20 protein-coding genes are annotated in these 24,152 nt (G+C 61.3%); 15 read left to right on the top strand and 5 right to left on the bottom strand.

Annotated features, from left to right (window positions below; translation table 11 throughout):
• Nucleotides 1-29: 29 nt before the first annotated feature.
• On the bottom strand, nt 30-1,184 hold the full coding sequence (locus HCR76_RS10785) for an acyl-CoA dehydrogenase family protein (protein ID WP_166992210.1): 1,155 nt from the start codon (nt 1,182-1,184) through the stop codon (nt 30-32).
• Between the two features lie 235 nt (nt 1,185-1,419).
• On the opposite strand from HCR76_RS10785, the gene HCR76_RS10780 reads away from it, so the two are divergent.
• The 5 genes from HCR76_RS10780 to nrdF all read left to right on the top strand — a co-directional run bounded on the left by HCR76_RS10780 (nt 1,420) and on the right by nrdF (nt 6,246).
• Complete coding sequence (locus HCR76_RS10780; RefSeq protein ID WP_166992213.1) at nt 1,420-2,022, top strand: NADPH-dependent FMN reductase; 603 nt, start codon at nt 1,420-1,422, stop codon at nt 2,020-2,022.
• A 370-nt stretch (nt 2,023-2,392) separates the two neighbouring features.
• A complete protein-coding gene (nrdH, locus tag HCR76_RS10775; RefSeq protein WP_166992216.1) occupies nt 2,393-2,626 on the top strand; it encodes a glutaredoxin-like protein NrdH in 234 nt (77 codons plus the stop codon).
• Between the two features lie 77 nt (nt 2,627-2,703).
• A complete protein-coding gene (nrdI, locus tag HCR76_RS10770) occupies nt 2,704-3,105 on the top strand; it encodes a class Ib ribonucleoside-diphosphate reductase assembly flavoprotein NrdI (protein WP_166992219.1) in 402 nt (133 codons plus the stop codon).
• Nucleotides 3,102-5,231: a class 1b ribonucleoside-diphosphate reductase subunit alpha gene (gene nrdE, locus HCR76_RS10765; protein WP_166992222.1), complete on the top strand. Its 2,130-nt coding sequence runs from the start codon at nt 3,102-3,104 to the stop codon at nt 5,229-5,231. Before nrdI ends, nrdE begins: the two co-directional genes overlap by 4 nt.
• Nucleotides 5,232-5,265: 34 nt before the next feature.
• Complete coding sequence (gene nrdF, locus HCR76_RS10760; protein WP_166992225.1) at nt 5,266-6,246, top strand: class 1b ribonucleoside-diphosphate reductase subunit beta; 981 nt, start codon at nt 5,266-5,268, stop codon at nt 6,244-6,246.
• 53 nt (nt 6,247-6,299) lie between these two features.
• On the opposite strand, the gene HCR76_RS10755 is transcribed toward nrdF, so the two are convergent.
• The gene (locus HCR76_RS10755; RefSeq protein ID WP_244971375.1) at nt 6,300-7,487 is read right to left on the bottom strand and encodes an FAD-dependent oxidoreductase; all 1,188 of its coding nucleotides are present in this window, start codon (nt 7,485-7,487) and stop codon (nt 6,300-6,302) included.
• 37 nt (nt 7,488-7,524) lie between these two features.
• Here HCR76_RS10755 and HCR76_RS10750 point away from each other — a divergent pair, with 37 nt between their 5' ends.
• The 3 genes from HCR76_RS10750 to HCR76_RS10740 are packed head-to-tail and all read left to right on the top strand — an operon-like array spanning nt 7,525 to nt 9,751.
• Nucleotides 7,525-8,082 (top strand): TetR/AcrR family transcriptional regulator, encoded by a 558-nt coding sequence (locus HCR76_RS10750; RefSeq protein ID WP_166992231.1) that lies wholly within the window; start codon nt 7,525-7,527, stop codon nt 8,080-8,082.
• Nucleotides 8,083-8,108: 26 nt separating this feature from the next.
• Nucleotides 8,109-8,879, top strand: a complete 771-nt coding sequence (locus HCR76_RS10745) for a thioesterase family protein (RefSeq protein WP_166992234.1) — start codon at nt 8,109-8,111, stop codon at nt 8,877-8,879.
• Nucleotides 8,880-8,884: 5 nt separating this feature from the next.
• A complete protein-coding gene (locus HCR76_RS10740) occupies nt 8,885-9,751 on the top strand; it encodes a sulfurtransferase (protein WP_166992237.1) in 867 nt (288 codons plus the stop codon).
• Here the strand turns inward: HCR76_RS10740 and hrpA are convergent.
• The gene (hrpA, locus tag HCR76_RS10735; RefSeq protein ID WP_166992239.1) at nt 9,748-13,587 is read right to left on the bottom strand and encodes an ATP-dependent RNA helicase HrpA; all 3,840 of its coding nucleotides are present in this window, start codon (nt 13,585-13,587) and stop codon (nt 9,748-9,750) included. The two genes, HCR76_RS10740 and hrpA, sit on opposite strands and share 4 nt — an antisense overlap.
• 94 nt (nt 13,588-13,681) lie before the next feature.
• On the opposite strand from hrpA, the gene galE reads away from it, so the two are divergent.
• The 4 genes from galE to HCR76_RS10715 all read left to right on the top strand — a co-directional run bounded on the left by galE (nt 13,682) and on the right by HCR76_RS10715 (nt 19,576).
• A complete protein-coding gene (galE, locus tag HCR76_RS10730) occupies nt 13,682-14,644 on the top strand; it encodes a UDP-glucose 4-epimerase GalE (protein WP_166992242.1) in 963 nt (320 codons plus the stop codon).
• A 141-nt stretch (nt 14,645-14,785) separates the two neighbouring features.
• Nucleotides 14,786-15,106, top strand: coding sequence for a WhiB family transcriptional regulator (locus HCR76_RS10725; protein WP_166992245.1), 321 nt, complete (start codon nt 14,786-14,788; stop codon nt 15,104-15,106).
• Between the two features lie 119 nt (nt 15,107-15,225).
• Complete coding sequence (locus HCR76_RS10720) at nt 15,226-18,201, top strand: glycosyltransferase family 2 protein (RefSeq protein ID WP_166992249.1); 2,976 nt, start codon at nt 15,226-15,228, stop codon at nt 18,199-18,201.
• On the top strand, nt 18,188-19,576 hold the full coding sequence (locus HCR76_RS10715) for a DUF5719 family protein (RefSeq protein ID WP_166992252.1): 1,389 nt from the start codon (nt 18,188-18,190) through the stop codon (nt 19,574-19,576). Before HCR76_RS10720 ends, HCR76_RS10715 begins: the two co-directional genes overlap by 14 nt.
• 2 nt (nt 19,577-19,578) lie before the next feature.
• Here HCR76_RS10715 and HCR76_RS10710 read toward each other — a convergent pair whose 3' ends face one another.
• The gene (locus HCR76_RS10710) at nt 19,579-20,031 is read right to left on the bottom strand and encodes a hypothetical protein (RefSeq protein WP_244971374.1); all 453 of its coding nucleotides are present in this window, start codon (nt 20,029-20,031) and stop codon (nt 19,579-19,581) included.
• Nucleotides 20,032-20,105: 74 nt separating this feature from the next.
• On the opposite strand from HCR76_RS10710, the gene HCR76_RS10705 reads away from it, so the two are divergent.
• The 3 genes from HCR76_RS10705 to ahcY are packed head-to-tail and all read left to right on the top strand — an operon-like array spanning nt 20,106 to nt 23,245.
• On the top strand, nt 20,106-20,315 hold the full coding sequence (locus HCR76_RS10705) for a DUF3499 family protein (protein ID WP_166992255.1): 210 nt from the start codon (nt 20,106-20,108) through the stop codon (nt 20,313-20,315).
• Nucleotides 20,315-21,751 carry a phosphomannomutase/phosphoglucomutase gene (locus tag HCR76_RS10700; RefSeq protein ID WP_244971373.1) on the top strand — a complete coding sequence of 479 codons (1,437 nt, stop codon included), beginning with the start codon at nt 20,315-20,317 and terminating at the stop codon, nt 21,749-21,751. Before HCR76_RS10705 ends, HCR76_RS10700 begins: the two co-directional genes overlap by 1 nt.
• A 21-nt stretch (nt 21,752-21,772) precedes the next feature.
• Nucleotides 21,773-23,245 carry an adenosylhomocysteinase gene (ahcY, locus tag HCR76_RS10695; protein ID WP_166992261.1) on the top strand — a complete coding sequence of 491 codons (1,473 nt, stop codon included), beginning with the start codon at nt 21,773-21,775 and terminating at the stop codon, nt 23,243-23,245.
• Nucleotides 23,246-23,261: 16 nt separating this feature from the next.
• On the opposite strand, the gene HCR76_RS10690 is transcribed toward ahcY, so the two are convergent.
• Nucleotides 23,262-24,137 carry an RDD family protein gene (locus HCR76_RS10690; protein WP_198248038.1) on the bottom strand — a complete coding sequence of 292 codons (876 nt, stop codon included), beginning with the start codon at nt 24,135-24,137 and terminating at the stop codon, nt 23,262-23,264.
• Nucleotides 24,138-24,152: the final 15 nt, after the last annotated feature.

Below are 24,152 nucleotides of genomic sequence, written 5' to 3'. Positions count from 1 at the left end.
GCCCGTTGACGGTCAAGGTCTCCACGCGGTCAGTCATCCGCTATCGGACCGAGCAGTCCATTCGCTGCAGCCTTGTGCGCAGCATCCGAGTTTGAGGGATGGAACATTCCGGCGAGAACATCGCGATAGAGGCGTCCCAGCTCGCTGCGAGAAAAGTAGCTTCCTCCGCCGGCAACGGCGATCGCCTGATCGACGACGGAACGGGCTGTTTCGGTTGCTCTCACCTTCACCGCAGAAAGCTTAGGAAACCAGAGACTGCCATGATCCACGCCCTCAGCGATGTCACTCGCGGTGCGTTCTATCTGGGAGGGTATGGCGTCGAGGGCGATCCAAGCATCGGCAATCCTCCAGCGAAGTACCGGATCGTCGGAGTAGGGGGCGTTGTTGTTCTGCTTCGAGGTTCGCTTCGCCGCAGCGTCGATCGCCAGTTCAAGAGCGCGCTCTGCGAGGCCCGTGTACACGCTGGCAACGAGAAGCTGGAAGTTCGAGGAAATTCCGAAGATGAGCGGGTCGGGGTTGGGGCCCGGGGCAAGTCGACGCACGACAGCATCTGCCGAAGCGTGCGCACCTTCGAGCACGGTGGTCCGGCTCTGCGTCGCCCGCATGCCGACGGTGTCCCAGTCGTCCTTGATCGTGAAGCCCCCGTCCTCGCGGCGCACGAACCCGTAGACGACCTTGGGAGCATCATCGGACGTTGAGTCGAGCCCCATCGTGCCGAGCACAGTCCACACAGGAGCGAGCGATGTGAAGATCTTCGTTCCGTAGAACGAATAGCCTCCCTCGCCGTCTGGCCGTGCCTCTGAATTCGAGCCGACGAGAACAAGGTCATTTCCCGCTTCGCTGATTCCGAACGCGTAGATTTCGCCCTGGGCTGCGCCCGACAATACGAAATCTAGTGACGAGTCTCCGCGGTCATGCAGCTGACGCGCCACTCCAGTCCAGATCAGATGCATGTTGATAGCCAATGCTGTCGCGGGCGCGGCGGAGGCGAGGCGGCGTTGCAGTCGCGACACATCGATGAGCGTCAAGCCTGGGCCATCGAGGTCGCGCGGAACAAATGCTGTCAGGTAGCCAGCGTCAATGAGCTCGGTGAGGTCGTCATCGAAGAATTCATTCTTCCGGTCGAATCCAGCAGCTCTCGAGCGGATGCGTTCGAGCAGAGAGTCGGGCAGCAGTTCGGTCATGCTTTTCTCCTCGGTCGTTCAGAGCGTCGGAAGCTGGCGCTACCTCTATGCTCCCACCGCACAGACAAGGTGGCGAGGACAGTGGATTGCGACCAGAAATGATGAATGCTCACCTTTCCCCCAATACTGGGGTGAGAAATCTCTGCGCGGCCGGAACAGAATGGAGAAAGGCCAGTCCCTAGCTGCCTAATCCCCGGAAGTACCCGCCTGCGAAACTCCTCAGAAGATCGAGACCATGTCTATAAATTCCCCCCGGCCGAGCGAGCGTCCCCTGCGCATCATGCTCGTGCTCGGCAGCGTCCGTCCCGGGCGCATTGCCCTCCCAATTGCCCTCTGGGTTCATGATCATCTTGGCGATGTCCCTAACATCGACATTGATTTCGTCGATCTGATGGACGAGCAGCTTCCGTTCATGGATGAGCCCATACTTGGCGGTGAAAACGGGTATGCCAACGCTCATTCTCGAGCGTGGAGCGAACGTGTCACGAGCACCGATGCCGTCATTTTCGTTGCTCCAGCGTATGGCGATGGATTCTCTCCCGTCGTGCGAAACGCACTTGACTACCTGAATCGCGAGTGGGAAGGCAAGCGCGTCGGGCTTGTCACGTACGGCCGCGACGCGAAGAGGTTGTCGCGACGCCTGAGCGACTCGCTCCAAGCGAAGGGAATGCGCGTCACGCGACCCGTGGTTGCGATCACGGATACTCACGCTCGAGTTCGTGGTTTTGATTTCGACGGCGAGTCACAGATCCGTAAAACCTGCGCGCGAATGATCGGCGACTTGCGGCAATCGTTCGAACGCGTTGAACCCGAACTTGTGACAGAAGGCGTCGCCTGACCGAGCGGGTCACGGGAGCAGAAGCTGACTCGATGTCGGTGTCGGCAATTTGCCCTGCCCCGACACGCCGACACGCCCAAATAATGTCAGTGGGCTGGAGTAATTTTCGTGCTGTGGATGAAGAGGAGATTCCCAGCGGCGAAAGGGCAGGTATTCGCCCATTTCAGTGTTGTATTCAGTGAGGCGTAAGCGGTGGATAAACGGTGGATAACTCGCCGAAATCGGTGGAAAGTCCAGTGGAAAACTACACCCCTGTAACTACTAGCCCTAGGGGTTCCCCTCAAAACAGAGAACTATATGTAGTATTGAAAGCCCGGTGGGGGAATGCCGGGAAACGATAAGATTTTTAGGTAGGGAAAGGTCTTCAAACATGGCAATCACGGTTTACACCAAGCCTTCATGCGTTCAGTGCACGGCGACCTACCGAGCACTCGACAGCAAGGGTCTCGAGTACGAGGTTCACGATCTTTCTGAAGATGAATCGGCGCTTGAGCAGGTTAAGGCCCTCGGCTATCTTCAAGCGCCCGTCGTCATTGCCGATGACGAGCACTGGTCAGGGTTTCGTCCCGACAAGATCAGTGAGCTCGCTGCACGTCTCGGCTAGCGGCACTCGGGTGCCGTGCTCTGCGTGGCGGCACCATCCCGTCGTCACGCCCGCACCGTAATGGGAGGTGACTCGCAATGACACGACTGGTCTATTTCTCAAGTATTTCGGGGAATACGCACCGGTTTGTCGAAAAGCTCGGGATGCCCGCTCGGCGAATACCGCTGTACGCGAAAGACCCCGGGCTGAAGGTAGACGAGCCATTCGTGCTCGTGACGCCGACGTATGGCGGGGGAAACGGCCACGGCGCTGTTCCCAAGCAGGTGATCCGGTTCCTCAATGATGAGGAAAACCGAAACCTGATCAGAGGTGTCATTGCCGCAGGGAACACGAACTTCGGCGAGGCATATTGCCTCGCAGGCGACATCATCTCGGCAAAATGCACGGTGCCGACGCTCTATCGATTTGAACTTTTCGGAACCCCGGACGACGTGAACGTCGTTCACGAAGGATTGGACCAATTTTGGAAGCAACAATGACCGACGCGATTGCGACGGAGAGCGGCATGGATTACCACGCGCTTAACGCCATGCTCAACCTGTATGGCCCGAACGGTGAGATTCAGTTTGACAAAGACAAAGAGGCTGCGCGTGAGTTCTTTCTGCAGCATGTCAACCAGAACACTGTTTTCTTCCACACGCTGAAGGAGCGGCTGGACTACCTCGTCGAGAAAGAGTACTACGAGAAGGCAGTTCTCGACCGGTACTCGTTCGACTTCATCCAGCGGCTCAACGATCTCGCCTACTCGAAGAAGTTCCGTTTTCAGACTTTCCTTGGCGCGTTCAAGTACTACACCTCATACACGCTGAAGACTTTCGACGGAAAGCGGTACCTCGAGCGCTTTGAGGACCGTGTAGTGATGACGGCCCTCGGCCTCGCAAACGGTGATGAGAAGCTCGCCGTCAGCCTTGTAGAAGAGATCATCGCCGGACGCTTCCAGCCAGCGACACCGACCTTCCTCAACTCGGGCAAGGCTCAGCGCGGTGAGCTTGTGTCGTGCTTCCTGTTGCGCATCGAAGACAACATGGAGTCGATCTCACGCGGGATCAACTCGTCGCTTCAGCTGTCAAAGCGGGGCGGAGGCGTTGCGCTGTTGTTGTCGAACATTCGTGAGTCCGGAGCACCGATCAAGCAGATCGAGAACCAGTCGTCCGGAATCATCCCCGTGATGAAGCTTCTCGAAGACTCGTTCAGCTACGCCAACCAGCTCGGAGCACGCCAGGGAGCCGGTGCCGTGTACCTCAACGCGCACCACCCCGACATTCTGCGCTTCCTCGACACGAAGCGCGAGAACGCCGACGAGAAGATCCGCATCAAGACGCTGTCACTCGGTGTCGTGATCCCCGACATCACCTTTGATCTCGCCAAGAAGGGCGAGGACATGTATCTCTTCTCGCCCTACGACGTTGAGCGGGTCTACGGTGTGCCATTCGGCGACATCTCGGTGAGCGAGAAGTACCAGGAAATGGTCGACGACGCGCGCATCAAGAAGACAAAGATCAATGCACGCGAGTTCTTCCAGACGATCGCCGAGATCCAGTTTGAGTCCGGTTACCCGTACGTCGTCTTCGAAGACACGGTGAACAAGGCGAACCCGATCAAGGGTCGAATCAACATGTCGAACCTGTGCTCAGAGATTCTGCAGGTGAACACACCAACCACGTACAACACCGATCTGTCCTACGATCAGATTGGCAAGGACATCTCCTGCAACCTCGGATCGCAGAACATCGCATTGACGATGGACTCACCCGACTTCGGGCTGAGCATCGAGACATCGATTCGCGGTCTCACGTCTGTGTCTGACCAGAGCCACATCAGCTCGGTTCGTTCCATTGAAGACGGCAACGATCGCTCGCACGCCATCGGGCTGGGGCAGATGAACCTTCATGGGTACCTCGCTCGTGAGCGTGTGCACTACGGCAGCGCCGAAGGCATCGACTTCACGAACATCTACTTCTACACAGTGCTCTTCCACGCACTTCGTGCCTCGAACGCGATCGCGAAGGAGCGTGGCGAGACCTTCGACGGATTCTCCGATTCGACATATGCCTCGGGGGAGTTCTTCGACAAGTACACCGACACCGCGTGGGAGCCGGAGACCGAGCGCGTGCGTGAGCTGTTCGCAAACGTTCACATTCCGACCCAGGACGACTGGCTCGAACTCAAGGCATCGGTGCAGGAGCACGGCATCTACAACCAGAACCTCCAGGCCGTGCCGCCGACGGGATCGATCTCATACATCAACAACTCGACGTCGTCGATCCACCCGATCGCGTCGAAGATTGAGATTCGCAAGGAAGGCAAGATCGGTCGCGTGTACTACCCGGCACCGTTCATGACGAACGACAACCTGGAGTACTACACCGACGCCTACGAGATCGGCTACGAGAAGATCGTCGATACGTACGCAGCGGCAACGCAGCACGTAGACCAGGGCCTGTCACTGACGCTTTTCTTCAAGGACACCGCGACGACCCGCGATATCAACCGTGCACAGATCTATGCATGGCGCAAGGGCATTAAGACGATCTACTACATTCGTCTCCGCCAGCTTGCCCTTGAAGGCACCGACGTGACGGAATGCGTCTCGTGCATGCTGTGACCAGATCGTTATTTTTGAAAGGTAGTAAGAACCCGTGACTCCTCCCGAGAAGCTGAAGCTGGTCGAGCAGGTGCAGGCCATCAACTGGAACCGCATCGAAGATGAGAAGGATGTCGAGGTGTGGCATCGCCTGACAGGAAACTTCTGGCTTCCAGAGAAGGTTCCGCTCTCGAACGACGTGCAGTCCTGGAACACGTTGACTCCTGAAGAGCAGACGATGACGATGCGCGTGTTCACCGGGCTGACCCTGCTCGACACGATTCAGGGAACCGTCGGTGCCGTCTCGCTCATTCCCGACGCCGTCACTCAGCACGAAGAAGCCGTCTACACGAACATCGCGTTCATGGAGTCGGTGCACGCCAAGAGCTACTCGTCGATCTTCTCGACGCTCTGCTCAACCAAGGAGATCGACGAGGCGTTCCGCTGGTCTGTGGAGAACGAGAACCTGCAGCGCAAGGCAGCGATCATCATGGACTACTACCGTGGTGATGACCCGCTCAAGCGCAAGGTTGCCTCGACGCTGCTCGAATCGTTTTTGTTCTACTCGGGCTTCTACCTGCCCATGTACTGGTCGAGTCGCGCAAAACTCACCAACACGGCAGATCTCATTAGGCTCATCATCCGCGACGAGGCAGTGCACGGGTATTACATCGGCTACAAGTACCAGAAGGGCCTTGAGAAGGTCAGCCAGGCAGAGCGCGACGAGCTTAAGGACTACACGTTCAACCTGATGTACGAGCTCTACGAGAACGAGGTGCAGTACACGCAGGACCTCTATGACGGCGTCGGTCTCACCGAGGACGTCAAGAAGTTTTTGCACTACAACGCCAACAAGGCTCTGATGAACCTTGGCTACGAGCCGATGTTCCCCAGCACGGCAACCGACGTGAACCCGTCGATCCTCTCGGCACTGTCACCGAACGCCGACGAGAACCACGACTTCTTCAGCGGGTCGGGCTCGTCGTATGTAATCGGTAAGGCCGTGTCAACGGAGGACGAGGACTGGGACTTCTGAGTCGCTGGCTCCAGTAACGTGACGGGAGCGCTGCGCTACCACGCGCGGACGGGTCAGGAGAGCGTTGACTCTCTGCGGATGCCCAGGCCGACAAAGCGCCCAGTAAGTCGCGATATCGCCGGGTACTTTCGCAGCAGACGAAGCGCGAGAGGAAGGGGCGTTCCGGGCGCGTGCGAGGAGAGCAGCGGGCCCTGGAGTGTGCGCTGCACGCGCTGAGTAACGCGGGCGGGAAGGCTTCTGCGCTTCTGCACACGTCTCAGATCGATGCGAGTCGGCGTGCCGCGACGGAACGCAGGGGCGAGGAGTCGCGCGGCGGCGACCGCATCCTGAATCGCGAGGTTGATGCCGACACCGCCGGCCGGAGACATGGCGTGCGCTGCATCTCCGATGCAGAGGAGACCGTCCTCGTACCAGCGGCGCAGACGTTCGAGACGGACGCGAAGCACGTGCACATCATCGGCAGTGAGGTGCGTCGCAGCATCTGCCATGCGCGACGAGATCTGCGCAATGCGACGTTTCATCGTCTCAAGGTCTGATGCTGACCCCGACCAGCTTCCGGCCGGAATCACATGCGCGATTTGGAAGTAGCCGTCGCGGTCAATCGTGATGATCATGCCAGCCCCGGCCTGAATGAACGGGTACGTGTCGCCGGGGCCCTTGGGAAGCCGAAACCAAAGCACATCCATTGCCGCAGCGGCACCGATGGGCGAGAGCCCGGCCGCTGCGCGCACAAGCGAGTCGCGACCGTCGGCACCAATCACGAGCTTCGATCTGAGAGAGACCTCGCCATCGGAGCCGCTCGCTGTCACCCCGGCAATCCGGCCGTTCTCGCGAATCAGGTCGTCGACCCGTGTCGACCGAATGAGTCGAAACGACGGGAGTTGCTCACACGCATCAGCAATCATGTCGAGGAAGTCCCACTGAGGCATGAACGAGAGCACCCTGCGCCGAGTCGGCAGATGGCTAAAGTCGGCGAGGGTGAGTTCTTCGCCGTTCCAGCTCACGGATACCTTGTCGACGTCGGCATGAGGTCGATCGAGAAAATGGTCGAGCAGACCCACCTCACCGAGCAGCTCTTGAGTCGACGGGTGGATAGTGTCGCCACGGAAGTCTCGCAGAAAATCAGAGTGCTTCTCGACGACGATCGTGTCGATTCCAGCGCGAGCGAGAAGGAATCCTGTCATCAATCCGGCGGGCCCGCCCCCGACGATCACGCAGTCTGTCTCAAACGTTGTATTCATAGCGTCAGCATTGCCCGAACTGTGTAAAGATTCGAGCATGGTCAATAAGCGTCCCGGGCGCCCTGCGGGCGGAGCCTCAGCCCGCAGTCGCCTTCTCGACGCGGCACACCGCCATTTCGAAGCGGGCGACCTTGCTCGGATCTCGGCGCGAGCTCTCGCAGACGAAGTCGGAGTGAGCCACACTCTGGTCAATTATCATTTCGGGTCGCGCGATGCTCTGCTGGCCGCCGTCACCACACTCCGCGTCGCCCCGCATCAGGTGATTGCTGCAACCGCCGGGCGCGACGGGCACATCGACATCGAGCGTCTCATCCGCGCGCTTGTCTCCGAATGGGAGCACCCCGATCACGGGGCACAGCTGGTCGAGGTGGCACGCCTCGCGAGCTCACGGGAGGCGGGCTCCGCGGCGATGCAGGAGTATTTGCAGCGCGCCGTCTTCGAACCTCTGGTCGAATCATTCGGGCAGAAGCGAGCGCGGCGCATGGCGACAGCGATTGTCGGTGTCGTGTATGGACGATATGTGCTCGAGTTGCCGGTTCTTGCACGGCTGACCCGGCACGAGGTCGTCGAGCACCTGCTGTCGATGATGCGCTGACTGCTCTTCGTGGCAGACTGAACGGGATGAGCGAGCCGTATTACCGCGATCTCGGCGGAATGAGATTCGAATCGACGATCCATGCGCAAGGCGCCTGGAATGAGCACGAACAGCATATGGCGCCGGCGTCGGCCCTGCTGACCGAGGTGATTGAACGCGAGTTCGCCTCAGTGGGCATGCGGATCGCGAGGCTCGGCTTTGAGATCTACGGAATCATCCACGCGGGCACGTTCGAGGTGCGCACGCAGGTGCTTCGCCCCGGGCGCACGATCGAACTCGTGCAGGCAGAAATGGTCTGCGGGGACCGCGTCGCGATCTCCGCTCGGGCCTGGCTGCTGACCACATCAGACACCGGCGATCTGGTGGGCGTCGAAGATACCCCGATGCCGCCGCTGCACGACGCAGAGCTGTGGGATGGCATGTCGCCGTGGCCCGGGGGCTATATCGAGTCACTCGAGTTCCGGTACGTGGGAGAGCCGCGACCCGGTGCCCGGCAGACGTGGTTGCAGTCGCAGCACCCGCTCATCGACGTCGGTGACGTGTCGCCCCTTGCTCACCTTGTGCGGCTCACCGACACCGCGAACGGGCTCTCGGGGCGTGAGCATCCGTCGACGCTGCTGTACCCCAATGTCGACCTGCAGATTCACATTCACCGGCTGCCCCACGGCGACTGGCTCGGGATCGATGGAATTCAGCAATACGGCCCGGACGGGGTCGGACTGACCTCCAGCATCCTGAACGATGACGCCGGTCCGTTCGCGCGCGTCGAGCAGATTCTCACGTTGAGGCGGCGGTGACGCGCATGGCGCACTCAGACGACACGAACGCACAAACGGCCTCGGCGCTCATCACAGCAGAGCAGCTGCATCGGATGCTGCAGGGGCCCCGTTCCGTTCGGCTTCTCGATGTGCGGTGGACTCTGGCGGAACCCGATGGGCGAGGCGCCTACGGTCACGGTCATCTTCCGGGAGCCGTGTACGTCGATCTCGAAACCGACCTTTCCGTGCCAGGGCTGCCCGCGACAGAGGGACGGCATCCGCTTCCCGGCATCGACGAACTGCAGTCGACGGCGCGACGCCTGGGGATTCGACAAGGCGACACCGTTGTGGCGTATGACGCCTGGAACAACATGGGTGCTGCGCGGGCCTGGTGGCTGCTGCGTTGGGCTGGGCTCACCGACGTGCGGGTGCTGAACGGTGGAATCGACGCGTGGACGGCTGCCGATCTGCCGCTGGAGAAGGGGACCGTCGTGCCGGTTGTCGGAGATGTGGAGTTGAGCTCTGGACATCTGCCCACGGTCGGCATGGATGATGCGGCCGCGCTTGCCGGGGAGGGAACCCTCATCGACTCGCGAGCTGTCGAGCGATTCCGCGGAGAGAGCGAGCCGATCGATCCGCGCGCCGGCCATATTCCTGGTGCCGTCAACGTGCCGGCGGCGGAATACCTCGCTGACGGTCGATTTCGGGATGCAGAGGAGCTGCGACGCGTCTTTGCCGGCGCCGGGGCGGTGCCTGGCGCACTCGTGGGCACGTACTGCGGTTCGGGGATCACAGCCGCGCACACGGCACTTGCCCTGCACGAGATCGGGATCGAGGCATCCGTTTTCCCTGGTTCGTGGAGCCAGTGGTCGAATCATGCTGATCGCCCGGCGGCGACGGGGGAGAACTAACCCGCGAGAACCTTCGCGATGCGCTGTGGCGACACAGTGAACGCTGTTCCGAGATGCTGAGCGAAGTAGCTCACGCGCAGCTCCTCGAGCATCCATCGTGCCTGCACGATCGAACCGGGCGCGAAACGATCGAGCGGAATGCTTCCTCCCGCCTTCTCAAACTGGTCGCTCACCTTCTGCACGTCGAGCATCCAGGCACGGTCCCTGTTGGGGTTATCGGGAAGCTTCTGCGCCCTGTGCGTGATTGCGGCGAGGTATCGCGGCAGGTGCTGAAGTTGCGCCCTGCCCGTGCGCGAGACAAAATCCGTGAAGATGAGGCCGTCAAGCTGCGCCTTCGCGTCGCTCACGGCAGGAAGGAGTGCGAGGCTTGTCGCCTCTGAGAGTGCCTTCTGCGCCTCCCGCGCCGCAGCCAGGGTGCGTGCTGTGAGCGACACTGTCTCGAACATAGCGTCCATAACAGATGTCGACACACGGTCACGAACCGTTTCAAACTGCGCGCGCGTCACGATCATGCCGTCGGGATGCATGCGGAAGAGCACGTCGTCAACGACAGCGACAAGACAATCGTCGAAGAGGCGCGGGGTCGACGGATAGGGGCTCGCTCCGAGGGTCAGCTTTTCTGCAGCCGTCAGGTGCGATTGCACATAGGATGCGGGATTCGCCGTTGCCAAGAGCAAGAGACGGCGGATGCCTCCCGGCATCGCTGCTCGCTGTTCGCGCTCTGAGGCTTCAATGCGAATCGAAACGTTGTCGCCGTCATCGAGGAGAGCGGGGTACCCGCGGATCACGCCTGCAGCCTGCTTCGTATCGACGTAGCGCGGCAGGTCCTCAAAGTCCCACGTCGTCAGACCGCGCCGTTCGATGCGGTTGGGAGTTCGAGCCGTTGCCACGCGCGCCACGCTGTCGCGCATGCGGGAACCAAGGCGCTGTTGCAACTTGTGGAGGTCTTTGGACGCCGCGACGTCGCGCCCCTTCTCGTCGACCACGCGGAACGTGACCTTGAGATGGTCGGGTACGCGATCGATGTCGAAGTCGGCCGCCTCAATGGGCATGTACGCCAGACGCTTCACCGCAATGGCCAACGACGCCGTGAGCGTATCGGCATCTGTCGAGTCGGGCTCTGGCGGAGTATCGGGCAGCTCAGCGAGAAGCTTCGTCGCCCAATCAGCCGCCGGCACGATGTTGCGGCGCAACGGCTTCGGGAGGGACTTGATGAGCGCCGTCACAAGGTCATGGCGCAACCCCGGCACCTGCCAGTCGAAGCCTGCGGGCGAGAGGCGGGGGAGCAGCGCAAGCGGCACCGTAGCGGTGACGCCGTCGCCCTCGCTGCCCGGCTCGAATCGGTAGCTGAGCTTCAGCGTTTGGTCCCCCTGTCGCCACGTTTGCGGAAAAGCGTGCTCGTCAACCGTCGGAACGTCCTGAGGCAGCAGATCGCCAGGTCTCATTGTGAGCAGATCGGGTGTAGCCCCGCGAGTTTTGCGCCACCAGCCCTCGAATGTGCGTGTCGACACGACATCCGCCGGCAGACGGGCATCGTAAAAGTCGAAGACTGCTTCGTCATCGAACAGGATGTCGCGCCTGCGCGTGCGCTCTTCCACCTGAGCAAGTTCGTGTCGAAGCCGAGTGTTCGCTGTGTCGAAGGTCTGCGGCGAGTCCCATTCCCCGGCGACGAGAGCGTGCCTGATGAACAATTCACGGCAGAGTGCCTGGTCGATGCGTGCATACTGCATGCGGCGACGTGGAACGATGGGCACTCCGAAGAGAGTCACCTTCTCGAACGCGACAACGGAACCTTGCTTTTTCTCCCAATGCGGTTCTGCATAGCTGCGTTTGCAAAGATCTCCGGCGATCTGTTCGGCCCACGCTGGGTCGATCGCGGCATTCATACGTGCAAAGAGCCTGCTCGTTTCGACGAGTTCTGCGCTCATGACAGCGGTCGGCTGCTTCTTTGCCAGCGCTGAGCCCGGAAAGATCACGAACCGCGTATTGCGGGCGCCGATGTAATCCCCCTTCTTGGGCGGTCCGCTCGAACGCTGACCCTTTCTCGCGGATGCTGCCGCCGCATCCTTCAGCCCGATATGCGAGAGAAGCCCGGCCAGGAGTGACCGATGGATGCCGTCTGGATTCACCGCGGCTTCGCCGATGGTCAGTCCAAGCGGTTTCGCCAGCCGGCGCAGCTGTCTCACAACGTCCTGCCACTCGCGCACACGGAGGTAGTTGAGAAACTCGCGTTTGCACAGCCGGCGGAAGGCACTTGATGAGAGATCGCTCTGTTGCTTCTCGAGGTAATTCCACAAACCGAGAAGCGAGAGGAAGTCACTGGTCGGGTCAGTGAACCTGCCGTGAAGTTCGTCGGCCTGCTGACGCTTCTCGAGCGGGCGTTCTCGCGGATCTTGAATGGTGAGGGCAGCGACGATCACCAGCACCTCTCGCGACGTGCTCCACCGTTTCGATTCGACGACCATGCGTGCGAAGCGAGGATCGATGGGCAGGCGCGACAGATCTCGGCCGACGGTTGTGAGTCGCAATTGTTTCTCGGCCGACTCGCTCTGTTTCAGGGCACCGAGCTCGGTGAGCAGGTCGACACCGTCTTTGATCCCTCGCGAGTCGGGAGGCTGCAGAAACGGAAACTCCTGAATCTCGCCCAGCCCGAGTGAAACCATCTGCAGAATGACAGCGGCGAGGTTCGTGCGCAGAATCTCCGGCTCGGTGAACTCGGGGCGTCGCGCAAAGTCTTCTTCTGAGTAGAGGCGGATCGCGATTCCGGGACTGGTGCGCCCCGATCGCCCCGATCGCTGGTTTGCCGATGCCTGCGAGATGGCCTCAATCGGCAGACGCTGAACCTTCGACCGCACGCTGTAGCGCGAAATGCGCGCCGTTCCGGCATCAATGACATAGCGGATGCCGGGAACAGTGAGGCTCGTTTCGGCGACGTTCGTGGCGAGCACGACTCGCCTCTTGACACCGACAAGGGTGCTTGGCTGAAAAACCTTGTGCTGATCGGCCGAACTCAACCTCCCGAAGAGAGGGAGCACTTCTGTGACGCCGCCGCGCTCATGAGCGAACTTGCTGCGCAGCGCATCAGCGGCATCCCGAATCTCGGCTTCGCCGCTGAGAAACACGAGAACGTCGCCGTGTGACTCTGTGGCGAGTTCGTCGAGCGCCTCGCTGATGCCATCGACAACGGTTCTCTCGTCCGTTGACGAATGCGAGGCGTCTTCGTCATCAGACTCGTCACCACCGTCGTCGGCGACGAGAGGGCGATACCGGATTTCAACAGGGTAGGTGCGGCCAGACACCTCCACAATGGGAGCGTCGTCGAAGTGCTGAGAGAAGCTCTCTGGGTCGATCGTCGCCGATGTGATGATGAGTTTGAGGTCGGGGCGTTCGGGCAGCAGTCGCTTGAAATAGCCCAGCAGAAAGTCAATGTTGAGACTTCGCTCGTGAGCCTCGTCAATGATGATTGTGTCGTAGGCGCGCAGCATCCGGTCGCGGTGAATCTCATTCAGCAGAATGCCGTCGGTCATGAGCTTGATGCGTGTGTCTTTCGACACACGGTCGGTGAAGCGCACCTGATAGCCCACTGTGCTGCCGAGCTCTGAGCCGAGTTCATCGGCAATGCGCTCGGCGATCGTTCGTGCGGCTAGGCGTCGCGGCTGCGTGTGCCCGATTGAGTCGCGGCCCAGTTCGAGGCAGATCTTGGGCAACTGGGTGGTCTTTCCCGAGCCGGTTGCTCCCGCGACGATCACCACCTGATGATCGCGGATCGCTGCCGCGATGTCATCACGCTTCTGGCTGACGGGCAGCTCAGGCGGATACGAGACCGAAAATGACATAGCTCCCCATTCTATCCGCGTGTGGCCGCTCCGCTTCGTCGTCGCTATGCTCGTTGCGGGGTGAACATCCCCGTCATGATTTCGAGGAGGGCACATGGCCTGGCTGGTCACCGGAGGCGCGGGGTATATCGGCGCACACATCGTTCGGGCGTTCGGTGCCGAGGGAATCGACGTCGTCGTTCTCGATGATCTCTCCAGCGGACACGGCTCGTTCGTTCCCGAGTCGGTTCCATTCGTGCGCGGATCCATTCTTGACCGCGAGCTTCTCGAGCGCACGTTCGCCGAGCACAATGTGACGGGAGTCGTTCACGTCGCCGGCTTCAAATACGCCGGAGTCTCTGTGCAGAAACCCCTTCACACGTACGAGCAGAACGTCACCGGTACAGCCGTTCTTCTTCAGGCGATGCAAAATTCCGCTGTCCACAAGATTGTTTTTTCATCGAGTGCAGCGGTGTACGGCACGCCTGACGTCGATCTCGTCACGGAAGACACTCCGAAATCTCCCGAGTCGCCGTACGGCGAATCGAAGCTCATCGGTGAATGGATGCTGCGCGACCAGGCACATGCGACGGGGCTCGCCCACACCTCGCTTCGCTACTTCAACGTCGTCGGATCCGGGTATTCCGATGTCTACGACACGAGCCCTCACAATCTGTTTCCCATTGTGTTTGACGCCTTGCTTGGGGGGCAGGCGCCGCGCATCAACGGAGACGACTACGCAACGCCCGACGGAACGTGCGTTCGTGATTACATCCACGTTGCCGACCTTGCTGCGTCACACGTCGCGGCAGCTCAGCGCCTCGACGCAGGCGAGTCGATTGAGCCTGTGTATAACCTGGGCTCGGGTGACGGCGTTTCCGTCGGCCAGATTATGCAGACCGTCGCCGAGATCACGAAAATTGACTTCACCCCGCAGATCGGGCCACGACGTGCCGGCGACCCCGCACGCATCGTTTCGACGGGGGAACGCGCCGCACGTGACCTCAATTGGACAATGCGTCATAGCCTCTCCGAGATGGTGTCGAGCGCGTGGGAAGCACGCCGCACAGCACAATGAGGTAACACCCGGTGAGTCGTAAACCCTCGATAGTAAGTTGAGGGTTTACCATCTACGACTTGACCGAATCGAATTACAGGGGTGTAATTTATTGAACACGCCAACCGGCGTGTTGCGGGTAACACAAGGTGGGGAGACGATATGGCATTGCCAGAATATCGTTCCGGAGTTCCCGATGACTGGTTCGTTGACCCGATTCAGTTGGGGGTCCCAGGAGTTCGACGGGACGTCGATGATGACAATCCGTTGGCATGGCAAGCAGATGCGCTCTGCGCGCAGACCGACCCAGAGGCGTTCTTTCCAGAAAAGGGCGGCTCTACTCGAGATGCCAAGCGCATATGCGATGGTTGCGAAGTGCGATCTGAATGCCTCGAGTATGCGCTCATGAACGATGAGCGCTTCGGTATCTGGGGCGGTCTGTCGGAGCGTGAACGCCGGAGACTCAAGAAACAGGCGAGCTGACGCGCTCATCTGCACGGAAGTGGGGGCGCCAGGAATGCATCTGCATTGCTGGCGCCCCACTTCGTTAATTGGCGTGCCGCAACGGCTCAGCTGACGAAGCCGACATAAGCTGAGCGCATATGGAAACACGAGTCACCGCACTCGTCGTCGCCCATCGCGACGTCGAGCATCTGCGCCGCACCCTCGACGCGCTCGACGAGCAGACGCGTCGTGCCGATGCGGTGATAGCAATCGCCTTCGACGCCTCAGACGACGTGCGGCGGCTCCTTGAGGAACGCCACGTCGATCGACTCGTCACCTCGAAGGAGCAGCTGACTTTCGGAAGAGCGTTGGCCGAGGGGGAACGGACCCTCGCTGATCCAGAGAGCGACGACGAGTTTCTCTGGCTTCTCGCTCAGGACAACGCTCCGCAGGCACGAGCACTCGAGCTGCTGCTTGCTCGCTTCGAGACGGCGCCGTCGGCAGCAGTCGCTGGACCGAAACTCGTCGACTGGAATGACGGTTCTCGACTCAGGGGCATCGGTGAGACCGTGACGACGCACGGCAAGACCGTTGCGTACGTGGATGATCAGCTTGATCAGGGCCAGTACGACACGATGAGCGACGTTCTGGCCGTTGCTTCGCCCGGTATGCTCGTACGCCGAACGGTGTGGCGTGATCTGAACGGTTTCGACCCGGCCCTCGGGCCCATCGATGACGGCCTCGACTTCTGCATTCGCGCTCGCCTCACCGGAAAACGTGTTGTCCTCGCGCCGGGATCCATGGTTGCCGTGTCTGGGGACGGCATCGCCGGCGCCCCGCGGTCTCGTCGCTGGAGCGTCAAACAGCGGCGCGCTCGGCTGTCGAGAACTGCTGAGCTTCACCGACGACTTGTGTATGCGCCAGGGGTGTCGGTCTTCTGGCACTGGCTTCTGTTAATCCCTCTTGCAATCCTGCGGTCAATTTGGCTTCTCGTGCGAAAGCAGCCGGAGCTGATCGCGGCGGAGTTTCGTGCAGCTGCATGGGTGGCGTTCGGCGGAACGCGCGTGCCCGCTGCGCGCCGCAGGCTTGCTTCGGCAAAGACCGTCGGATGGTCATCGCTCGCTGACCTGAAGATTTCGACTCGCGAACATACCCGTCGCAAACGGCTCGAACGTGAAGACGGCGTTCCTCTCGGTTCCGTTGAGCGGAGCGATCTGCGGTTCTTCACGGGCGGTGGCGCCTGGATCATGCTTGCATCGCTTGTTGTCGGGGCGATCCTGTTTATCCGGTTCGTTCCCGCAACCACCCTGTCTGGCGGTGGTCTTCTTCCACTCACCGACGATGTCTGGGGGTTGTGGCAGAACATCGGTTACGGCTGGCGAAGTGTCGGTGACGGCTTCGTTGGGGCGGCCGACCCGTTTGCTGTGGTGCTGGCGATACTCGGCACGCTCACGTTCTGGCAGCCATCGTATTCGCTCGTGGTTCTCTGGATTCTTGCGCTGCCGCTCGCCACGCTGACCGCGTGGTTCGCGACGACTCGACTCACGGAGCGTAGCGGCTTCCGGAACGTCGGAGCCATCGCGTGGACACTGTCACCGACCTTTCTCATTGCGCTCGCGGAAGGCCGACCCGCAGCCGTCGTCGCCCACATTCTGCTTCCTGTGCTCTTCTCGGCGGGTGTCGTTGCGTCGCGTTCCTGGGGCGCTGCTGCAGCGGCATCCCTTCTGCTTGCGCTTGTCGCGGCCTGCGCGCCCTCTTTGATTCCCGCCCTGCTGCTGTTGTGGCTCGCAGCTGTGCTGATCGCACGTGCACGCTTCGGTCGTGTGCTGTTCATTCCTGCACCGTTCCTCGCGCTGTTCGGGCCGCTCATGTGGCAGCAGGGGGTCGAGGGCGGCCGCTGGATCGCTCTGCTTGCCGACCCGGGCAAACCGCTCGGCTCACCCGGCGTCAGCGTCACCGATCTGCTCCTCGGGCTCCCGCAGGCCGGGTTTGCCGGATGGCGCGATGCAGCCGACGCCCTAGGTCTGCCGCCAGCGCTCATCGACATCGGCATCCCCGTGCTGGTGGGAATCATCGCTCTCATCGGTCTCTACGGTCTTTTCCTTCCCGGTGCGACGCGCCGTGTCGCCTTGTGGGGTATGGCAGCGCTCGGCTTCGCAACGGCGGTGGGAGCCGCACACATTGCCGTCACCTTTGTCGGCGTCGAGCCGACCAGCATCTGGCCCGGGCCGGGGCTCAGCCTCATGTGGCTTGGCATTGTCGGCGCAGCTGTGTCGACCTGCGACAGCCTCAGAGCCCGTGGGAACATCCCGGCGATCGTTGCCGGTGTTTCGATTGCCACTCTTGCCCTCCCAGCCCTACTGATTGTGCCTCTCGGCGCGGGCGCCGTTGCATCGAGCGACGGACGCACTCTTCCCGCGTATGTCACCGCCGCAGCTGATGACGACCCGGGGCTGGGAACTCTGCGCATCAGCCCAACCGACGACGGCACCGTCGTTGCGACGGTAATCCGTGGCAAGGGAGAGTTTCTCGACAGCCAATCGACGCTTGTCAACACGGGCGCTCTCGTCGCTGATGCGAACGACGACCTTGCACGTCTGACCGGAAATATCGTCTCCGTGAGCGGCCACGCCTTCACGCCCGACCTGCAGAAGCAGGGAATCGAGTTTCTGCTGCTCTCAACAACACCCGATTCGGCGAGCGAAAAACTGCAGGCCGTCGCGGTTCGAGCCGAGACCGCGCTCGATGCGAATGCCGAACTCGAGAACGTCGGAGAGACAGAAGTCGGGACACTGTGGCGCACGGCAGACGACGTGACGGGTCGCGAGTCCGGAGACGTACAGTCAGTCGGCACTGTTCTCTCTCTCGCAGCACTGATCGCTATGACACTCATCGCTCTGCTTGTGGCTATTCCCACGAGCAGCTCCCGTGAGGCCGCACGCATGAGTCCGCGCACCGTCGGGCGCCGGGAGCACGGCGAGGGCATGGTGGTGCGCGATCCCCTTGATGACCAAGATTTCCTCGCCGACCCGGATGCCGAGGCCGAACCGGAATGGGCGGACGTCGTTTCGCTTCCAGGTGTTGAGCCGTCGGCACGTTCGAGAGACGACGAAACGGAGGATGACCGTGGATAAGCGACTGCGCTTCGGAATGCGCATTGGAGCTGGAGCCGCGACGGCCTTCGGGCTCGCCGTTCTTGTCGGTGCCGCGCTGGTTGTCGATCTGCCGCACTACAGCGCCGACGCCTCTCAGACGACCGTGACTCCTGAGGCAGCCGATCAGCTGCGAACCTGCCCGGGAAGTGTGCTCGAGGTCGGTAAAGACGCTGCCGCCGCAACAGCGCTCACGCCTGTGGGGAGCCCGAAGGTCGTCGCCTCGGATGATGAAGGCATCTCTGTCGATCCGTCATGGCTGAAGGCACCCGATGTGAATTCTGACGAACATGGGCCGGCAACGCTCACGCTGCCGACCGAGGCTTCCTCAGACACGATGAGTGGGAGCCAATCTCAGTCCGTCGGAACGGACACGCTCGCAGGGTTTGCCGCGGCGGAGTGCCAGGAAACGAGCTCTGGGGCCTGGCTTGTCGCGGGCTCGACCGATATTGGTCGCACAAGTCTCGTTATGCTCAACAATCCATCTGGTGTCGACGCGACAGTCGATATTGCCGTCACCGGCGAGAACGGCCCAATCGACAGCCCGAACGGACTCGGGATTGTTGTGGAGGCAGGAACGCAGAAGGTCGTTTCTCTCGCGGGCATCGCGCCCAACACGATAACGCCGGTCGTGCACGTGACGAGCACGGGGGCCGACATTCAGTCGTGGGTGCAACAGTCATCCATTCGCGGCCTCGTGCCAGCAGGCATCGAGATGGCCGGTCGCGGCGCAGACCCTTCGGAATCAACGACGATTCCCGGTGTGCAGATCTACTCGGGACAGCCCGAGACGTCCACGCAGGAATACGATGACCGTCGCCCCGCGCTGCGCGTCTTCTCTCCGAGCGGCAAGCCCACTCATGTCTCGGCGACGATCACCGACGAGTCGGGCAAGGACGTGTCGACGATGGAGGTTGACATCACAAAGGGTGCGGTGGGCGAATATCCGCTGGGTGATCTGCCTTCTGGGCGCTACAGCATTCACGTCGACGCCAGTCAGCCCGTCGTTGCCGCGGCGCGAACGAGCGTCTCCGAAGACAAAGCTGGAGACTTCTCGTGGTTTGCCTCGGCGGCAGAACTCGAAACGCCATTCGTCGTCGATGCGGCATCGGGGCCAGGGCGAAGCCTTGTGCTCCACAACGCCAGTGACACGAAGGCGACTGTCGAGATCGGCACCGAATCAGTGACAATCGATACGAGAGCCTCCTACACCTACCCCCTCGAAGGCCCCGTGACCGTCACGCCCGATGCCGGTGTACTCGCTGTTGTGAGCTACGCGGGAGGTAACTCAGTGTCATCGTTCACCATCACCGCACCGAAGCCAGCGTCGGAGCCGATCGACGTCTCTGTGCGCTGAGATCAGTGCGGGTCGTGCCCGCCGAGGTCGAGATCCCATGGGTCAAGGCCGAGATATTCGGCTGCGGCCTGAAATGTGCAGCTCTCGGCGGCCATGCGTCGGTGAAGATCGTCGTTCATATGCAGCCGGGTGAGGCGTTGCACAGGAACCCGGTACAACACGATCTTTCGTGCTTCCCTGTCGATACTCCAGCGGTCGATTCCGTCACCGTGCTGTGCCGACGTCGGCATGCTTGCCAGCAAGAACGTCACGTCGCCCAACTCGTGGGGATAAGCGCCGCGCAGGTATTCGGCCGCGGCGCCAACACTCACAGAGAACAGATCGCTTCGGCCGGCAAGGGGACGAAGCGGTGGCCGCAGCACCGAGCTTCTGCCTGAGCGCCCGTGCCTGTCATGACGGTGCGCTGGGCGTGGAAACATCTCCCGCCTGCCTCGTCCAGAGATCCGTCTGCCCATATTTCAATCGTAGGCCAGGAGAGCCCCGCTCTGGGGTGACGTGCGGAAGCAGAAGTCATCGTAAACTGATGCGGATGGATGAAAGAATCTGTTCCCGAGTCGGGTGTAGCCGAGAGGCCGTCTCGACGCTCACCTATGATTACGCCGATCAGATGGCAGTGCTGGGCCCGCTTGGCCTGTCACGAGAACCGCACAGCTATGATTTGTGCGCAATCCACACCGAACGGCTTTCCACTCCGCAAGGATGGCAGATCATCAGACACGTAAGCCAGACGGAGGCATAGTGGGCACGAAACACGGACGGTCGGCGGCCGAGCGACTCACTGCCGCCGTGAAAACATATGATGTGCGCGGACTTGTCGATGTCGACCTGACCGACGAGATCATCGAGGCGGTTGGAGCGGCGTTCGTCGACGAGATCGATGCGGCCGGAGCCGACGTGGTCGTCGGCCACGATATGCGTGACTCGTCCCCCCGGTTCGCCGCAGCCTTCGCCTCGGGCGCTCGGGCCAGGGGAGCCAACGTGGTCTCCATCGGTCTGTGTTCCACTGACGAGAGCTATTTCGCGTCGGGGTCAATGGATGCTGCCGCCGCCATGTTCACGGCGAGCCATAACCCGGCGACATACAACGGAATCAAGATGTCCCGCCCCGGGGCGCAGTCACTGTCGTTCGACACGGGGCTCGGCGCCATCAGAGATCGTGCAATTGCTTACCTGGAGTCAGGCATTCCCTCGACCGAGGCTCCCGGATCGGAGCGTTCCGCCGATGTGCTTGCAGATTACGCGCGTGCGTTGCGAACATTTGTTCCCCTCGAGCAGATTCGACCGCTGCGGATCGTTGTCGACGCGGGCAACGGAATGGGCGGCATGACGGTGCCCGCGGTTCTCGGGAGGGCCGCGGGGCTTGACGCGCTTCCCGTCGAGGTCATCCCCATGTATTTTGAGCTCGATGGGACGTTCCCCAACCACGAGGCAAATCCGCTCGACCCGGCGAACCTCGTCGACCTGAAGCGCGCCGTCGTTGACAGCGGCGCCGATGCGGGGCTCGCTTTTGACGGTGACGCCGATCGCTGCTTCGTCGTTGATGATCAGGGTGACCCGGTCAGTCCATCGGCCGTGACGGCGATCGTTGCCGTGCGTGAGATTGCCCGCGAGCGTTCGAACGGGTCGACAGACACGATTCAGGTGCTGCACAACCTCATTACGTCGCGCTTCGTTCCCGAGATCATCGACGAGCACGGTGCGGAGCCGGTGCGCACGCGCGTCGGGCATTCGCTCATCAAGGCGCAGATGCGTGAGACCGGTGCGATCTTCGGTGGAGAGCACTCCGCCCACTATTACTTTCGTGATTTCTGGGGTGCCGACAACGGAATGCTCGCCGCCATGCACGTTCTCGCGGAGCTTGGCTCGCAGCCGCTGCCGCTCTCCGAATTCGCAGCCGAGTTCAGTCCGTACGAGCAGTCGGGAGAGATCAACTCGACCGTCGACAATGTTCCCGAAACCTACGCTCGCATTGTCGACGCGTTTCAGGGTCGTGCCGAGTTTGACGAGATGGATGGTCTGACTGCAACAGGAATCACGCCGAAGAACGAGCCGTTCTGGTGGTTCAACGTGCGTCCGTCGAACACAGAGCCTCTTGTGAGACTCAACGTCGAGGGCGAAGATGTGGCGACCATGGAGTCTGTGCGCGATGAGGTGCTTTCTCTCATTCGCAGCTGACGCGCATGGGAGAATAGCCGAATGACCAGCACCGCACCCTTCGACTTTCAGATCTCCGACATCACGCTCGCTGAAGCGGGCCGTCACCAGCTTCGACTCGCCGAGAACGAGATGCCGGGGCTTATGGCGCTACGCGAAGAATATGGTGAGGCACAGCCGCTGGCGGGTGCACGCATCGCCGGATCTCTGCACATGACCGTGCAAACTGCCGTGCTCATCGAAACGCTCGTGGCGCTCGGCGCGCAGGTGCGCTGGGCCAGCTGCAACATATACTCGACGCAGAATGAGGCCGCCGCAGCAGTTGTGGTCGGAACAGAGGGAACCATCGACCAACCCGCCGGTGTTCCCGTCTTCGCGTGGAAAGGCGAGACGCTCGAGGAATACTGGGCGTGCACCGATCGCATATTCGACTGGAGCAGCGAGGCCGAGGCCGCAGGGGAGCGCTGGATCGGCCCCAACCTCATTCTCGATGACGGCGGCGACGCGACGCTCCTCGTTCACAAGGGTCGCGAATTCGAGGCTGCGGGAGCGGTGCCCGAAGCGTCGGATGCCGACAGCGACGAGTTCCGTGTCGTGCTCGCTGTGCTGCGTCGTTCGCTTGCGGCATCCGGTGACCGCTGGACGAGAATCGCTGCGGAGTTGGAAGGTGTCACCGAAGAGACGACGACGGGAGTGCACCGACTGTACGAGCTCGCGCGGGACGGCGAGTTGCTGTTCCCAGCGATCAATGTCAATGACTCAGTGACGAAGTCAAAGTTCGATAACCGCTACGGAATTCGACATTCGCTTCCCGACGGCCTCAACAGAGCTACAGACGTACTCATCGGCGGCAAGACCGCCTTCGTCGTCGGTTACGGCGACGTGGGCAAGGGGGCAGCCGAGGCATTGCGCGGGCAGGGCGCCCGCGTGATCGTGTCTGAGATCGATCCCATCTGCGCTCTTCAGGCGGCAATGGACGGCTACCAGGTGGCAGCCCTCGAATCTGTCGTCGACCAGGTAGACATCGTCGTCACGTGCACAGGCAACCGAGCAGTCGTGCGTGCCGAGCACATGCTGGCCATGAAGCACCTCGCGGTCGTCGCGAACGTCGGGCATTTCGATAATGAAATCGACATGGCCGGACTTGCCGCTATCGATGGTGTTGTCAAGATCGAGATCAAGCCTCAGGTGCACGAATGGCGACTGCCAACCGGTCGGTCGGTGCTCGTGCTTAGCGAGGGTCGCCTGATGAATCTCGGCAATGCCACGGGGCATCCATCATTTGTGATGAGCAACTCGTTTGCCAACCAGATGCTCGCTCAGATCGAACTGCACACGCACAGCGAGAACTACTCGACAGATGTGCACGTGCTGCCGAAGCGACTTGACGAGAAGGTCGCGCGACTGCACCTCGAGGCTCTCGGCGTTGAGCTCACGAGCCTCTCAGCCGAGCAGGCGTCCTACATCGGCGTTGACGTCGAGGGGCCATACAAGCTCGATCACTACCGGTACTAAGGGGTTCGCGGCACAATCAAACCTGGGTGGGGCGCGGCTGCGAATCGGGGAGTTGGCGCTCAGGGAACCCATTCGGGTTGCCCGAGAGCACGGGGCGTAGTCGCTCAAGCCTCTCGCGCTCGAGCATGAGCGCTCGGTAGCTTCGTTCTCTGCGCAGAGCGGCAACGGCGTAAAGAAACGTCATCGGATCGACGGACGGCACAGGCGAGACAAACGGCGCTGCGTCATTCGCGAGCTCCAGAGACAGTCGCGCACGCGATGGTGGCGTCATGCTCGGTGCCTGAGAGAGAAACTGGGCGATGCGCCGTGCCACACGGTCAGGCAGTCTCGCGACGTCGGCGATCTGCGCCCACGAGGCCAGTTGCGGCGGTAGAGGATAGGCGGCTGGCCTGACGCGCGGAACCCGTTCATGCTGCGAATACGTTCCGGCGAGCATGTCGCCAATGCGCTTGGCCTTGGAATTCAGCAGGCCAACGAGAGCGGCACCGCCACCCAGCGTCATATAGATCTCGAAGAACCCCACGAGAGCACGAATGAATGCGTGCCTGAAACCGATAGCTCCACCGTCATCCCTGACGATGCGCGCCCCGACGGTAAGCCGACCGAGGGATCGGCCATGCGTGAGAAGCTCAACTCCGGTGGGCACGGCGATCGTTGCAACGACGATGATCGAGATCAGAAATGCCTGCATTGCAGCGGGATCCATCCCCGTCTGTGCCGCCATCGTCACGAACAGCAGCGCGAGAAGCCCGCCGACGATGAGGGAGACGAGCACGTCGATCATCGAGCCAGCGGCGCGGAGAAGAAAGCTCGTCGAACGCACATCGAGCGCGACTGCCTCGCCCGTCACGAACTCGTCGGCCTCGCGAGAGAAGGAGACGGCTGCACTCATGGGTATCATCTAATC

The sequence above is a fragment of the Paramicrobacterium chengjingii genome (genome assembly GCF_011751765.2).
In the GTDB taxonomy this organism is placed as follows: Bacteria; Actinomycetota; Actinomycetes; order Actinomycetales; family Microbacteriaceae; genus Paramicrobacterium; species Paramicrobacterium chengjingii.
This window is presented reverse-complemented; position numbering and strand designations above follow the sequence as displayed.